This is a genomic window from Nannocystis bainbridge, assembly GCF_028368995.1.
Classification (GTDB): domain Bacteria; phylum Myxococcota_A; class Polyangia; order Nannocystales; family Nannocystaceae; genus Nannocystis; species Nannocystis bainbridge.
Map to the genome: position 1 here is coordinate 853,056 of NZ_JAQNDL010000001.1, position 14,136 is coordinate 867,191.

Here is a 14,136-nt window from a genome sequence, read left to right on the forward strand (position 1 = left end):
CGCGTACCGTCGCTGCGTGCTCGCCTCGCCGACCGGCGCCTTTCTGGCCGACCCGCTGGTCGGACCGACGCTGCTGGTGCTCGCCGGCGTGGTCGCGGGCGTGCTCAACACCCTCGCCGGCGGCGGCTCCTTCGTCATCTTGCCGATCCTGATCGGCCTCGGCCTGCCGCCCGGGGTCGCCAACGCCACCAGCCGGATCGGCGTGCTCGCCCACGGCTCGGCCGCGGCGCTCACCTTCGCGCGCGACCGCGCCCTGCACACCGGTCTCGTCGCTCGCCTGGCGCCTGCCATGTGCGCCGGGGCCCTGCTCGGCGCCTGGCTGGCGACGCAGACCAGCGACGCCGTGCTGCGCCCGCTGATCGGCGGGGTCCTTGTCGCGTGGGCGCTGTTCCTGGTCTTTCGGCCAGGTAGCATGACGAAGCCGCCGCCCGAGCCGCGCCCGCCCGGCACCACCGCCCACGCGCTGGCGCTGCTCATCGGCGTCTACGGCGGCTTCCTGCAGGCCGGCGTCGGTTTTCCGTTGATCGCCCTGTTCGTGTCGCACCTCGGCCACGACCTGCTGCGCGCCAACGCGGCCAAGGTGGCGCTGGTGTTCGTGTACACGCTGCTGGTGGTGGCCGTGTTCGCGGCCGCGGGCCAGATCGACTGGCCGCGCGCGGGGCAGCTGGCGATCGGGATGACCTTCGGCGGCTGGCTGGGCGCGCGCATGCAGATCCGCGCCGGCGCGCCGCTGGTCCGCTGGACGATCGTGGTGATGGTGCTGGTCAGCGGCGCTTCCTTGCTGGTCTGAAGGACAGGTTGATTCGAACCCAGGTACATGACCCTCGGGACATGTCCTTCTCACCACGTCCTTGAAGGACGCCGCGCACGCGAGGCCCGGTGTCAAGGTCCGCGTGCGCCGCAGCAGTGACCGGGAGTCGCATCCACCGCCGTGGGCCGCGACCTCGGGGGCGGTCCGAGCCGCGAAGCGGTGCTGCGCGGTTCCACGCGGTGCCGTCGGCGGGCGCCTCGGCTATACGTCCGGGCATGGTCCCGCTGGACGCGACTCAGGTCCTCGCGCTGCTTGAGCACCTCCCGATCGCGCTGTACGTGATGCGGGACGGCGTGCTGCAGTGGTGCAACGACAAGTTCTTGCGCCTGTGCGAGTGCTCCCTGGAGGCCGCGCTGGGCCAGAACTTCGTCCGCTTCATCGCCCCCGAGGACCGCGAGTTCGTCGTCGACCGCTACCGCCGGCGGATCTCCGGCGAGCCCGTGCCCGAGCACTACGAGTTCTCCGCCATCGGCCTCGAGACCGGCAAGCGCACGCCGATCCACATGTCCGTGCACGTCACCCAGATCGCCGGCATCCGCTACAGCATCGGCGTCGTCGTCGATCTCACCGCCCAGGCCAGCGTCGCGGCCGGGCTCGCCACCACCGCCGGGGTCGAGCGCAGCTACCCGACCCCGGTCTTGCGGGTCGCCGCCGGGGTGCTGGTGGTGCCGCTCGTCGGCCACTACCACGCCGCCCGGGTCCAGAGCCTCAACCAGAGCGTGCTGGCCGCGATCGGCGAGCAGCGGGCCCACGCGCTGATCCTCGACGTCACCGGGGTCGTCGACGCCGACGAGCGCGTCGCCGACTACCTCGGTCGCACCGCCGCGGCCGCTCGCCTGCTCGGCGCGCAGTGCGTGCTGGCCGGCGTGTCCCCGTCGCTCGCGCAGCTGCTCGTCACTTCCGCGGCCACGCTCACCCACCTGACGACCGCCGCGACCCTCGAGGACGCGCTGGCCCAGGTGCGTCAGCCCGGCTGAGACGCGGCCTTTCACCTTCGGGGCGTTTTTATAGGGACATGTCTCGAGAGACATGTCCTTTCCCCAAGCCCGCGCCCTCCGTGCGTGGCGCTCACCCCCGAAGTGGCACCGCGGCCGCCAGTGACGCTCGGGCCGCCGCGCGCTCGCCTGCCCCTGCGTAAAGCGCATCGCCCAGCGCCTCCGTCCACGCCGGCGTCGAGCCGCAGCACGAGCCGACCAGGTGCAGCCCCGCGTCTCTCGCCAGCGCGGCCACCTCGGTGGCGAACGCCGCGGCCGGGACCGCGTGCGTCACGAATCGCCCCGGCTCCGCGCGGCCGGTGTGCGGATAGGTCCCGAGGAGCATGTCCGAAGCACCGGCCGCGGCCACCAGCGCCGGGATCGCCGCCGGCAAGTACGTCAGCTCCGTGCAGTTGATCAGCAGCGCCTGCACCGCGAGCCCGCGCAGCCCGGCCACCAGCGCTTCGAGCGACTCGCCGGCCAGCAGGCGCCCGTCGGCGCGGCACACCACCGCCAGCCACACCGGCAGCCCGAGCCCTTGCCCGGCCGCCACCGCGGCCACCGCCTCGTCGATCCGGCCCATCGTCTCGACCAGCAGCAGGTCGCAGCCGGCCGCCGCCAGCGTCTCGGCCATCACCCGGTGCTCCGGCCCCGCATGGCTGCCGGGCGACTCGGCCGGGCGGAAGCAGTCCTCGAGCGGGCTCACCGACCCGGCGATCCGCGCCGCGCTCGCGCCGGTCGGGTCCTCCGCCGCGAACTGCTCGCGCGCCTCGCGGGCCAGCGTCACCGCCCGCCGGGTCAGCGCCTCCGCCTCGTGCGCCCGTCCGCCCGCGGCCAGGTTGCGCGCGTGGGTGCGGAACGTGTTCGTCGTGATCACCTGCGCCCCGGCGCGCAGGTAGTCGAGGTGGACCTGCCGCACCACCTCGGGCGCCTCGATCAGCGCGTGCGCCGACCACAGCGGCGCGTCCATGCGGGCGCCGCGGCGCTCCAGCTCGGTGCCCATCGCCCCGTCGAGCAGGGCCGGCGTCGGCCACGGCTTCACGGACATGCCCTTTCAGACATGTCCCCTCGCGCATGCCCTAAAAGACATGCCCATACAGACATGTCCCCTCGCGCATGCCCGAGAGGACATGTCCCCGGGGCCCACTCGCCGCGGGGGCCTGCGCCCCTCCGCGCGCGCGCCCGGCCGTCGCCGCGCCCGCGCGCCGAAGGCCGGCGGCTCAGCGCATGAACTCGTCCTTCATCAGGCAGAACTTGGGGTCGTTCGGCTGGCCGATGGTCGGCATGATGCGGCACTCGTAGCCCTCGCGCGGACAGTCCGCGTTGTCGGTGCACTCGACGACGCAGCCCTCGAAGTACATGTCGGCGCCGATGCAGGTCACGCCCTCGCCGCAGATCGGGTCGTCGGGCACGTAGGCGGTCTGCGGCGGCAGCTCGCACAGCTTGCTGCAGTAGCCGCAGGGCAGGTCGTAGAGCTCGAGGATGTCGGTGAGGCACACGCCGCCCTCGCCGAGGACCGCCACGCACTCGTCGTCGGCGCTGCACGGGAACCCGAACTCGTCCATCACCCCGCCGATCGCGCCGGCCTGGCCCGGCTCGCAGACGATGCCGCCGGTGTCGCCGGTGGTCGGCGCGCCCGTGCCGTCGGTCGTCGGATTTTCGGTGGTGCTCGGCGTGTTGTCGGTGTCGCCGCTGCCGCCGTTGCAGGCGGGCAGGACGAGGAGCATGCAGGCGAGGCCAGCTACGATGTTCTTGCGCATTGGAGCCGGACGTTAGGCCACGGCGGGCAGGCCGCCAACAAACATGCGCGCGGCGGCTTTCGCTCAAGTGCGCTCGAGCACAAGCGCGATCCCCTGACCGACGCCGATGCACATGGACGCCAGCCCCCAGCGCACGCGGGCGCGGGCCATGCCGTGCGCCAGCGTCGTGGTGATGCGAGCGCCGGAGCAGCCGAGCGGGTGGCCGAGAGCGATGGCGCCGCCGCCGGGGTTGACCTTGGCCGGGTCGAGGTCGAGGGCGCGGATCGAGGCGACCGTCTGCGACGCGAACGCCTCGTTGAGCTCGATCGCCCCGAGGTCCGCCGCCTGCAGGCCGGCCCGCTTGAGCGCGCGGCGGCTGGCCGGCGCCGGACCGATCCCCATGACCCCGGGCGCCACGCCGGCGTGGCCCCACGCGGCGATGCGGGCCATCGGTCGCAGGCCGAGGTTGTGCGCCTGCTCGGCGCTGGTGATCAGCAGCGCCGCGGCGCCGTCGTTGAGCGGCGAGCTGTTGCCGGCGGTCACGCTGCCACCGGCCTTGAACACCGGCTTGAGCTTGGCCAGCGCGGCCAGAGTAGTGTCGCGGCGGACGCTCTCGTCGACGCTGACGCGCGTCGGATCGGCGCCCTTGGGCCCCGGGATCTCGACCGGCACGATCTCGTTGTCGAACCAACCCTCGTCCTGCGCCGCCGCGGCCTTGGTGTGGCTGCCGAGCGCCCACGCGTCCTGGTCGGCGCGGCTGACGTGGTAGCGCTCGGCCACGTTCTCGGCGGTGATGCCGAGCGGCTCCGCGCCGTAGAGGCGCTCCATCGCCGGGTTGGTCATGCGCCAGCCGAGCGACGTGTCGAACAGCTGGGCGTCGCGGGCGAACGCGTCGCCCGCCTTCGGCATCACGTACGGCGCGCGGGTCATGCTCTCGACGCCGCCGGCGATGTACACCGAGCCCTCGCCGACCATGATGCTCTTGGCCGCCTGGATGATGGCCTCCATGCCGGAGCCGCACAGGCGATTGACGGTGACGCCGGGGATCTCGACCGGCAGCCCGGCCAGCAGCAGGGCCATGCGCGCGACGTTGCGGTTGTCCTCGCCGGCTTGGTTGGCCGCGCCGAAGTACACGTCCTCGAGCTGCTCCATCGCCGGGCTGTAGTGCTCGGCGAGGTGGCGGACCACGTGAGACGCGAGGTCGTCGGGCCGTACCGGCGCGAGCGCGCCGCGGAGCCGTCCGATCGGCGTGCGGACGGCGGCGACGATGACGGGCGTGCGAGCATCGGAGGTCATGTCCCTTGGGGGTTATCACGACCGCCCGCGGGCTCAGGCCACGTTTCAGTTGCGCTCGCTCACGCGAACCGCGCGCCCGCCGTGCGGAGGACGGTCACACGCCGCGAAACCACGCCCCGCCCGGCTCGCCGCGCCCCCGCCGTGACGCCCGCGCCCGCGGCCGAGCGCCGCATCGGCGGCGGATTTGGTTCCGCGGCGGCGGCGGCGGAGCTACCCTCCCGGGGTCGTGAGTCGCGACGACAACACGCAGCTCTCGCTCGAGGAGGCGATGTCGTTCCGCTCGGGCGACGACCTCACGGGCGACGGCGAGAACCCGCCGTCGCACCCGCCCGAGCCCGACCCGGGCGAGAGCGCCCAGTTCGTCAGCTTCGCCGCCGACAAGCGCTTCAACATCGTCCGTCGCGTCGGCGCCGGCGGCATGGGCGTGGTGTACGAGGCCATCGATCGCGAGCGGGCCCACCCGGTCGCGCTCAAGACCCTGCTCAACGTCAGCCCCGGCGCGCTCTACCGGTTCAAGCGCGAGTTCCGGGCCCTCGCCGACGTCGCCCATCCGAACGTCATCCAGCTGCACGAGCTGTTCTTCGAGGGCGAGCAGATCTTCTTCACGATGGAGTACATCGACGGGCTCGAGTTCGTCGAGTACGTGCGCGGCGAGGCCGAGGACCCGACCGACGCCGATCCCGCGGCGCTGGCCGCCGAGCGCGAGCAGGGCTGGGAGCGCCTGCGGGCCGCGCTGCGCCAGCTGGCCGCCGGCCTCGGCGCGCTGCATGCCGCCGGCAAGCTGCACCGCGACATCAAGCCGTCGAACGTCCTCATCACCCGCGAGGGTCGGCTCGTCATCCTCGACTTCGGCCTCGTCAGCGACTCGATCACCGAGACCGTGCGCAGCACCGAGGCCGGCGGCGTGGTCGGCACGCCGGCGTACATCTCGCCCGAGCAGGCCGGCGGCCAGCCGGCGTCGGCCGCCTCCGACTGGTACGCCGTCGGCGTGATGGTCTTCCAGGCGCTGACCGGCGAGCTGCCGTTCAAGGGCCGGGGCCTCAAGATCATGATCGCCAAGCAGGAGCGGGACGCGCCGGTCCCCTCGAGCATCGTCTCGGGCCTGCCCAAGGATCTCGAGGAGCTGTGCCTCGCGCTGCTGAACCGCGACCCCAAGGCCCGGCCCGGCAGCGCCGAGGTGCTGCAGCGCGTCGGCAGCGGCCCGACCGGCATCCGCCCGCGCGCCGCCGCCAACCAGGAGCGCGACCTGTTCGTCGGCCGCGAGGGCCAGCTGCGCGCCCTGCAGGACGCCGCCGCCGCCACGCAGAAGGGCCGCGCCGCGCTGGTCCAGGTCTACGGCCGCAGCGGCATGGGCAAGAGCGCCCTCGTGCGCGAGTTTTTGGCCCGCCTGCAGCGCGGCCCGGCGGTGGTGCTCGCCGGTCGCTGCTACGAGCGCGAGTCGGTGTCGTTCAAGGCCCTCGACTCGCTGATCGACGCGCTCGCCAAGCACCTGCTGCGCCTGCAAGAGGCCAAGGTCGCCGAGCTGATCCCGCGCGACGTCCACGCGCTGGCCCGCGTGTTCCCGGTGCTGCAGCGGGTCAAGGCCGTGACGCAGGCCCCGCGCCGCTCGGTCGACATCCCCGATCCGCGTGAGCTGCGGCGGCGGGCCTTCGCCGCGCTCAAGGAGCTGCTGGCGCGCCTGGCCGACCGCGCCCCGCTGGTGCTGCACATCGACGACCTCCAGTGGGGCGACCGCGACAGCGCCGCGCTGCTCGCCGACCTGCTGCGCCCGCCCGACGCGCCGGCCCTGCTGCTGATCGCCAGCTACCGCACCGAGGCCCACAACGGCGCGGTGCTCAAGACCCTGCGCGAGGCGGCCCGCGGCGAGCTCGATCTCCGCGAGCTGCACATCGGCCCGCTGTCCGAGGTCGACGCTGAGGACCTCGCGCAGTCGCTCCTGCCCGCCAACCTGCGCTCGCGGGCCCGCCAGCTCGCGCGCGAGGCCCAGGGCAACCCGCTGTTCGTCAGCGAGCTCGTGCGCCACCTGCTGGCCACCGGCGAGCGCCCCGGCGAGCGCGGCGAGGTCACCCTCGACCGCGTCCTCCTCACCCGCATCGACGCCCTGCCTCCGCCCGCCCGGCGCCTGCTCGAGATCGCCGCCGTCGCCGGCGGCCCCGTCGATCTGCGCCTCGCCGGCGCCGCCGCCGGCCTGCCCGAGACCCACGCCGCGCTCGCCACCCTGCGCAGCGAGCACCTCGTGCTGACCCGCAGCGGCGACAGCGAGATCATCGAGACCTATCACGACCGCGTGCGCGAGCTGGTGCTCGCCGCGCTGCCGCCCGACGACCTCAAGGCCCGCCACCGCGACCTCGCCATCGCCATGGAGAACCACGGCGAGCGCGACAGCGACACCCTCGCGCTGCACTACCGCGAGGCCGGCGAGTGGGAGCGCGCCGGCGACTACGCGCAGATGGCCGCCGACCAGGCCGCCGCCGCCCTCGCCTTCGACCGCGCCGCCCGCCTCTACCGCCTCGCCCTCGAGTTCAAGCCGCACAGCGACAAGGGCCGCGCCGAGCTCAGCGTCCGCCTCGCCGACGCGCTCGCCAACGCCGGCCGCGGCGTCAAGGCGGCCCGCCTCTACCTCGAGGCCGCCGCCTCCGAGCCGCCGGCCCGCGCGCTCGAGCTGCGGCGCCGCGCCGGCGAGCAGTTCCTGCGCGCCGGCCAGCTCCCCGAGGGCATGACGACGATCCGCCAGGTCCTGGCCGCCGCCGGCATGAGCCTGCCCGCCACCAGCCGCGCCCTCCACACCAGCCTCGCGTGGGAGCGGGCCCGCTGGCGCCTGCGCGGCCTCGGCCTGCGCGAGCGCGACCCCAAGACCGTAAACCCCGACGACCTCGTGCGCCTGGCCGTGTGCCGGACCCTGTCGTCGAGCCTGTCGGTCCACGACCTCCCGCTCACCGCGCTGTTCCAGGCGCGTTATCTCAACCTGGCCTACAAGACAGGTAACATCTTCCACGCCGCCTGCGCGCTCGCGGCCGAGGTCGCGTTCGTCTCGTCCGGCGGCGAGGCCGACCGCGCCCGCACCGAGAAGCTCGCCAGCGCCGCCCAGGCCATGCTGCAGCGCACCCCCGAGGCGCTGCCGCGCGGCCTCCTGGCGCTGTCGCGCGGGGTCGCGGCGTTCCACTTCGGCCGCTGGCGCGAGAGCATCGTCCTGCTCGAGCAGTCGGAGCAGATCCTGCGCGGCGAGTGCACCGGCACCAACTTCGAGATCGTGTCGGGCCAGTCGCACCGGCTGATCGCCCACTTCCTGCTCGGCGACCTGCGCGTGGTCGGCCAGCGGCTGGCGACCTTCATCGCCGAGGCCCGCGACCGCGACGACAGCTGGTCCGACGCGCTGCTGCGCGGCGGGCCGCAGGTCGCCTACTGGCTGGCCGAGGACGACCTCCTGCGGGCCCGCGCCGAGATCGGCTACGTGCAGCAGCGCCTGCCCGAGGAGTCGCTCGGCGCGCCGCGGCTGTGGACCTTCGTCGGCAGCCTGCTGGTCGACTTCTACGGCGACGACCCGGCCGCCCCGTGGGGCCGCGTCGAGCGCGAGTTCGCCGACCTCGAGACCTCGTTCCTGTTCCACAGCCAGTGGGCCCACGTCGTGCTCGGCTTCCTGCGGGCCCAGGCGGCCCTGCTGCGCCTCGTCTCCGACCACGGCGACAGCGAGCGCGCCGGCCTGGTCCGCCTGGTCGAGCACGAGGCCTCGCGCCTGGCCCTCGAGACAGCCCCGTGGGCCCGCCCGCTCGGCGAGCTGGTCGGCGCCGGCCTGGCCGCCGTGCAGGGCCAGCGGGAGCGCGCCCTGGCCGGCCTGCGCGCCGCCGAGCCGGGCCTGCGCGGCGCCGACATGGCGCTCTACGCCGCCGCCGCCCGCCGTCGCCTCGGCGAGCTCACCGGCGGCGACAAGGGCGCCGAGCTGATCGCCGCCGCCGACATCGCCCTCGGCGAGCAGGGCGTGCGCCGCCCCGACCGCATGACCCGCGCGCTCCTGCCCGGCTTCCCCAGCCGCTGAACGACCTGTCTGCGCGGGCATGTCCCCACGGACATGCGCTGCGGGACATGTCCTTTCGAGCATGCTCCAGAGAGCGTGTCCCTCCGTTCAGGCCGCGCTCCGCCGTCGGGCCGCGAGCGTCGCGCTCGTCGCTCCCGCACCCGCGTTCCCCGGCCCGTCAGCGACCGCGCCCGCTCACTGCCGCAGCAGCCACCAGTCGAACCGCTGCTCTTGCGCGCAGGCGCCCGGCTCGAACGACTGGCCGTTATAGGCCTCGAACGTCGCGCTCGCCAGCTTCACCGACGCGTGCGACCCCTGCTCGACCTCGACCGGCTCCTCGCCGACGAAGCGCAGGCGGTACTCGACCGCCTTGTCGGGGCAGCAGTCGCCCGGGTCGGCGCAGCCGCACTCGACCCCCGCCGGCACCAGCTGGACCGCCAGCTTGGCCGCCGAGATGCTCTCCACCGCCGGGTCGACCGACACCGTGTCGTGGCCGAGGATCACCAGCGGCGCCTTCTTCCCCGGCGCGTTGCTGTTGTCCGACCACAGCGCCATCTGCTTGAACTGGCACGGCTGCGGCGCCGGCACGTCGATCGCCCCGTGAGCCGACAGGTACACGCACATCGAGAGCTCGATCTCCTCCGCCGGCTCGGGGGTGGAGAACCCGAATTGCAGCGTCTGCGAGAAGTTGCAGCCGCTGCAGCCCGCCCCCGGATCGGCCGAACAGGCGACGGCCGTGACGAACCCGCCCTCGACGCTGATGATCCGGTAGTTGCGCCCCGGGAGGTCGAGGCAGGCCTGCGGCACGAGGCCGCTCCACTGCCGCGCCCGCAGCTCCGCCGGCCCGTACGCGGTCGCACCGCACGCGGGCAGGGCGTCCTCGGTGGTCGTGCTCGTCGAGCTCGAAGTATCGCCCGAGCTCGTGGTCGTCGAGGTCGTCGTCAGGTCCGGCCCGCTCGTCACCACGTTGCCGCTGGTCGAAGTCGTCGAGGTCGAGGGGCTCGGATCCTCCGAGGTGCTCGTCTCCTCGCTGGTGGTCGAGTCCGTCGTCGTCGTCGTCGAAGTGTCCGGCCCGTCGACCGTCGCCCCGCTCGCCTGCCCGCCGCTCGAACTGCCGGGCCCCTCGGTGACCATGAAGGCAGGGTTGTCTTTCCAGCAGCCGGCGAGCACCAGCCCGCATCCCGCCACCACCGCCGCCCGTCGCCCTGCCATGCCCCGCATCCTGCGACGATACCTGTCACATTCCGGCAAGGCGCGGGCGTCCTGGAGCCGGACCCCCGCGTGAGCCACCTCTGTGCGCCGCCCGGGGCGTTTTCGCGGCAAAACCGACGTTCCAGCGCGCTCTGCGTTCGCAAATCCGGGCCACACCGGGCCCGATCCATCCACCGACCCGAGCGCGATGACGAATGCCACCGATTTCGCGCGCCGAGAGCTCGGCTCGCCGGCAATGGCGATGCTGTCTCTCGGGACATCCATTGCGATGCCGCATGCGCACCCGGGCCCGACTCGCGGTCACCGCCGCCCGCGCGCGCACCCCTCGTGCCCCGCGGCGCGCCCGAGCGCACGAGCACCCGGGCGCGCCCGCACATCGTGCTCCGCGGCGCTCCTGGACGCGCGAGCACCTCGTGCTCCGCGGCGCTTCAAGGCCCACGAGCATCCCGATCTCCGCGGCGCTCCCGGGCGTGCGAGCACCTCGGGCCCCGCAGCACTTCCGGGCCCACGTCGACGCCGCGCACCCTCCCCACGTCAACCCCGCAGCAGCCCGGATCCGCGGCTCTCGCGTGCGCCCGGCCTATGCATCGACATGTCTCTCAAGACATCTCAAATTCCATACGTCTCCGTCCATTCCTTCGTCGATCACACGCCTGCCCGATCGCCCCAGCCGGGCGGCTGTCGACGCCCCCGCACGTTGCGAGTGCGCGCATACACGCCCCTCCGCGAGGTCGCCCGACACCGCCCGACCCGACCCCGCAGCCCCCTCCTCCCCGCAATTGATCGCCTCTTGACTGGCGGCCCCTCATTCACCGCCCAACTCCTGGGCATGCGACGATTCACCCTCGCGCTCGCTGTGGCTCTCGGCGCCGGCCTCGCCCTCGGCGGGGTCGCCGGCGCGAGCCCTCGCAAGGCCTGCCACGGCGCCCAGCGGCCGTGCGGCGACGAATGCTACGACCCCTTCACCGAGAGCTGCCAGCCGGGCGCCCTGGTCTGCCGCGCCGCGCAGCGGGCCTGCGGCGGCCAATGTTATGACCCGTTCTATCAGCGCTGCAGCACCGGCAAGGTCGAGTGCGCCGGTTCGCAGAAGCCGTGCGGCGAGCAATGCTACGACCCGGTCACCGAGGATTGCCGGCTCGCTACCCACGGCGAGCCCCCCGAACCCGCCTGAACCGCCACGCCCCCGCACGAGGCCGCCCGAACGCGCCTGACTGTGACGCCCGCCGGTCACCTGCCCCGCGCGTCCGTCCGAGCATCACGAAGCGCGCCCCATCCCCCGCCCGGAGCCCCCCTTTTAAAAGAAATGCGCGAAGAGACATGCCCATCAGGACATGCCCCTTCGCACATGCCCTCACGGGCATGTCGTTTCGCGCAGCTCGCTCAGGCCCGCAGCGAAGCGATCTTGTCGCGCTGGCTGCGGGCGACCTTCAGCGTCGCGCCGCCCTCGAGCACCACCACCGCCTCGCGCCGGCCGCCGCTGCGGAGCTCGCGGATCCGCCGGCGGTTGACGATCGCCGAGCGGTGGATCCGGACGAACTGCGACGGGTCGAGCCGGCGCTCCAGGCTCTGCATCGTCTCGCGGTGCAGGTAGCTCTTGGGCCCGGCGTGGATCTGCACGTAGTAGTCGGCCGCCTCGATCCAGTCGATCTCGTCGGCGCGCAGGAGCACCACCCGGCTGCCGTCCTTGATCGCCAGGCGATCGGCAGGCTGCGCCACCACCGGCACCGGCCCGCGCGGCTCGCCGACATCGGCCAGCAGCGCCGCCAGCCGGCGCCGCAAGCCCTCGAGCTCCGCCCCCTGCAGCTGGGCCTTGGCCCGCCGCAGCACCTCGACGAAGCGCTCGTCGTCGAACGGCTTCAGCAGGTAGTCGAGCCCGTGGACCTCGAGCGCCTGCACCGCGTAGCGGTCGAACGCGGTCACGAACACCACCCCGGGCACGCTCGCCGGCGGCAGCGAGGCCAGCACCTGGAACCCGGAACATTCCGGCATCTGCACGTCGAGGACCACCAGGTCGGGCCGCAGCGCCTCGATCCGGCTGGCCGCCTCGCGCCCGGAGGCGACCTCGCCGATGACCTCGATGTCGGCGTCCCGACCGAGCAGCAAGCGGATGCCCTCGCGGGCCAGGGGTTCGTCGTCGATGATCAGGGTCTTAATTGTAGGGTTACGCTCCAACATACATCGGCTCCTCGAAGGCTGGGGGGATCTGCAGCGACACCGCGGCTCCGCAGCCACGCGCTGCCGTGAGCTCGAATCGATGCTCGGCTGAATAGAGGCGTGAAACTCGGGCGGCCGCGGCGAGATGGAGCCACGGTAGCGATCGGCCCGCATGGCAGCCACGCGCGGCCATCCCCCTCGCAGGGGAGCCGTGTGACGGCGCGGCCGAATCGGGGCGATGCTCCATGCGCGAGACCTCGGCCCTTACGACCTGACCGCGGCCCGAGTGGTTGCAGCGAAGCGACGTGAAGGCGCAGCGAGCGGCCCGCTAATTTTAAATGAAACCGCCGCGCATCCGCGCGGGTCCCATCGAATTGGCCGCCATGCCGCGCCCTCGCGCGGGCGCCCTCTCGGCCCCGCGAGCGCTCAGCGCTCGGCCAGCACGAAGGCCATCAGCGCCATCGCGGCCGCGTTGCGCTCGAGGTGGTCCGGATCGATCTTGTCGAAGGTATCCGCCGGGCTGTGGTGCAGGTCGAAGTACGCGCTGACGTCCGGGTGGAGCCCGAGGCTCAACACCCCGTCCTTCGTCAGCGGCGAGATGTCGGCCCCGCCTCCGCCCGCCTCGAGCACGCTGGCCCCGAGCCCGTCGAACAGCGGCGCGAACCGCTGCAGCGCCGCGACCTGCTCCGGCGTGCCGCTGATGCCGAACCCTCGCGGCGCCCCCGAGCCGGTGTCGGCCTCGATCGCCGCCACGTGCTTCTCCTTGCCGTGGGCCGCGTGGTACGCCTTGGCCCCGCGCAGGCCGTTCTCCTCGTTGGTGAACAGCACCACCCGGATCGTCCGTCGCGGCACCAGCCCCAGCTCCTTGAGCAGCGCCGCCGCCTCGATCGCCATCATGCAGCCGCCGCCGTCGTCGGTGCTGCCGTCGCCCACGTCCCACGAGTCGATGTGCCCGCCGATCACCACGATCTCGTCGGGCAGCTCGCGCCCGCGCAGCTCGGCGATCGCGTTGCCGCTGACGCTGTCGGGCAACGTCTTGGCCCCGAGCGACAGCTCGACCGTGGTCTTGCCGCGGCGGGCCAGGCGGGCCAGCAGCTCCGCGTCCTCGAGCGTGAGCGCGGCCGCCGGGATCTTCTTGACCCCGTCCTCGTAGCGCAGCGCCCCGGTGTGCGGGCTCCGCAGGCTGTTGGCGGTGACCGAGCGGACCAGCACCGCCCTGGCCCCGACCTTGGCCGCCTCCGTCGCCCCGCTGCCGCGGATCCGCACCGTATCGCCGTAGTGCGTCTCGTTGCGCGCGTGGTCGAAGCGCGGCATCGCCTGGTTCACCACCACGATCTTGTCGCGCAGCTCGGCCCCGCGGGTCACGATCTCGGCCAGCGACTCGACCACCGCGACCTCGCCGCGGACCTTGCCGCCGACCGTCCCGCCGAGCCCGAGGATCACCAGGTCGCGCTCGATCGGCGCCACCACCCGCGCCCGCTCGGCCCCGCGGACCCAGTGCGGCACCATCACCTTCTCGCGCCGCGGATTGTCGAGCCCGTCGCGCTTCATCTGCGCGATCGTCCAGTCGATCGCCTTCTCGAGCGAACGCGACCCGCTCAGGCGGTGACCGAACGTGTCCGAAAGGACAGCCAGCAGCTCCCACGCGCGCGTGCGGCCCAGCGCCGCCGCGGTCAGCCGCTCGGCCGCGTCGACGAACACCGGCGGCAGCTCGTCGACCCGCGGCGTCGTCGCGCTGACCGCCGTCGCCGACGGCAGCGACGGCTTGTCGCCGCCGAACACCGGCCCCGCGCCCGCGTGCGAGCCCGGCGGCATCCCCCCGACCGGCATCGACTCGCCGCGGATCATCGGCGGCGCCGTCTCGCTCGACTTCGGGGCCGGGCAGGCGGACACGGCAGCGGCGAGGAGCAGGCAGGACGCGAGGCGCACCCGCATCCT

General features: G+C 73.4%; 10 protein-coding genes. 4 read left to right on the forward strand and 6 right to left on the reverse strand.

From position 1 onward, the window contains the following. Positions 1–16: 16 nt before the first annotated feature. On the forward strand, positions 17–790 hold the full coding sequence (locus tag POL25_RS03390) for a sulfite exporter TauE/SafE family protein (protein ID WP_272084354.1): 774 nt from the start codon (positions 17–19) through the stop codon (positions 788–790). Positions 791–1,026: 236 nt separating this feature from the next. Next, positions 1,027–1,788 (forward strand): STAS domain-containing protein, encoded by a 762-nt coding sequence (locus POL25_RS03395; RefSeq protein WP_272084355.1) that lies wholly within the window; start codon positions 1,027–1,029, stop codon positions 1,786–1,788. Between the two features lie 91 nt (positions 1,789–1,879). On the opposite strand, the gene POL25_RS03400 is transcribed toward POL25_RS03395, so the two are convergent. The 3 genes from POL25_RS03400 to POL25_RS03410 all read right to left on the reverse strand — a co-directional run bounded on the left by POL25_RS03400 (position 1,880) and on the right by POL25_RS03410 (position 4,820). Next, positions 1,880–2,833, reverse strand: a complete 954-nt coding sequence (locus POL25_RS03400; protein ID WP_272084356.1) for a homocysteine S-methyltransferase family protein — start codon at positions 2,831–2,833, stop codon at positions 1,880–1,882. A gap of 172 nt (positions 2,834–3,005) precedes the next feature. After that, positions 3,006–3,512 (reverse strand): hypothetical protein, encoded by a 507-nt coding sequence (locus POL25_RS03405; RefSeq protein WP_272084357.1) that lies wholly within the window; start codon positions 3,510–3,512, stop codon positions 3,006–3,008. Between the two features lie 96 nt (positions 3,513–3,608). Further along, complete coding sequence (locus POL25_RS03410; protein ID WP_272084358.1) at positions 3,609–4,820, reverse strand: thiolase family protein; 1,212 nt, start codon at positions 4,818–4,820, stop codon at positions 3,609–3,611. Positions 4,821–5,046: 226 nt separating this feature from the next. On the opposite strand from POL25_RS03410, the gene POL25_RS03415 reads away from it, so the two are divergent. Continuing rightward, on the forward strand, positions 5,047–8,853 hold the full coding sequence (locus tag POL25_RS03415; RefSeq protein ID WP_272084359.1) for a serine/threonine-protein kinase: 3,807 nt from the start codon (positions 5,047–5,049) through the stop codon (positions 8,851–8,853). Positions 8,854–9,027: 174 nt separating this feature from the next. On the opposite strand, the gene POL25_RS03420 is transcribed toward POL25_RS03415, so the two are convergent. Continuing rightward, on the reverse strand, positions 9,028–10,044 hold the full coding sequence (locus tag POL25_RS03420) for a hypothetical protein (protein ID WP_272084360.1): 1,017 nt from the start codon (positions 10,042–10,044) through the stop codon (positions 9,028–9,030). An 829-nt stretch (positions 10,045–10,873) separates the two neighbouring features. Between POL25_RS03420 and POL25_RS03425 the strand changes: the two genes are divergently transcribed. Beyond that, positions 10,874–11,215, forward strand: coding sequence for a hypothetical protein (locus POL25_RS03425; RefSeq protein WP_272084361.1), 342 nt, complete (start codon positions 10,874–10,876; stop codon positions 11,213–11,215). A 209-nt stretch (positions 11,216–11,424) separates the two neighbouring features. Here POL25_RS03425 and POL25_RS03430 read toward each other — a convergent pair whose 3' ends face one another. Together POL25_RS03430 and POL25_RS44120 are read right to left on the reverse strand one after the other, a co-directional pair. Further along, positions 11,425–12,219 carry a LytR/AlgR family response regulator transcription factor gene (locus POL25_RS03430; protein WP_272084362.1) on the reverse strand — a complete coding sequence of 265 codons (795 nt, stop codon included), beginning with the start codon at positions 12,217–12,219 and terminating at the stop codon, positions 11,425–11,427. 405 nt (positions 12,220–12,624) lie between these two features. Beyond that, the gene (locus POL25_RS44120) at positions 12,625–14,127 is read right to left on the reverse strand and encodes a M20/M25/M40 family metallo-hydrolase (protein WP_272084363.1); all 1,503 of its coding nucleotides are present in this window, start codon (positions 14,125–14,127) and stop codon (positions 12,625–12,627) included. Positions 14,128–14,136 lie beyond the last annotated feature (9 nt).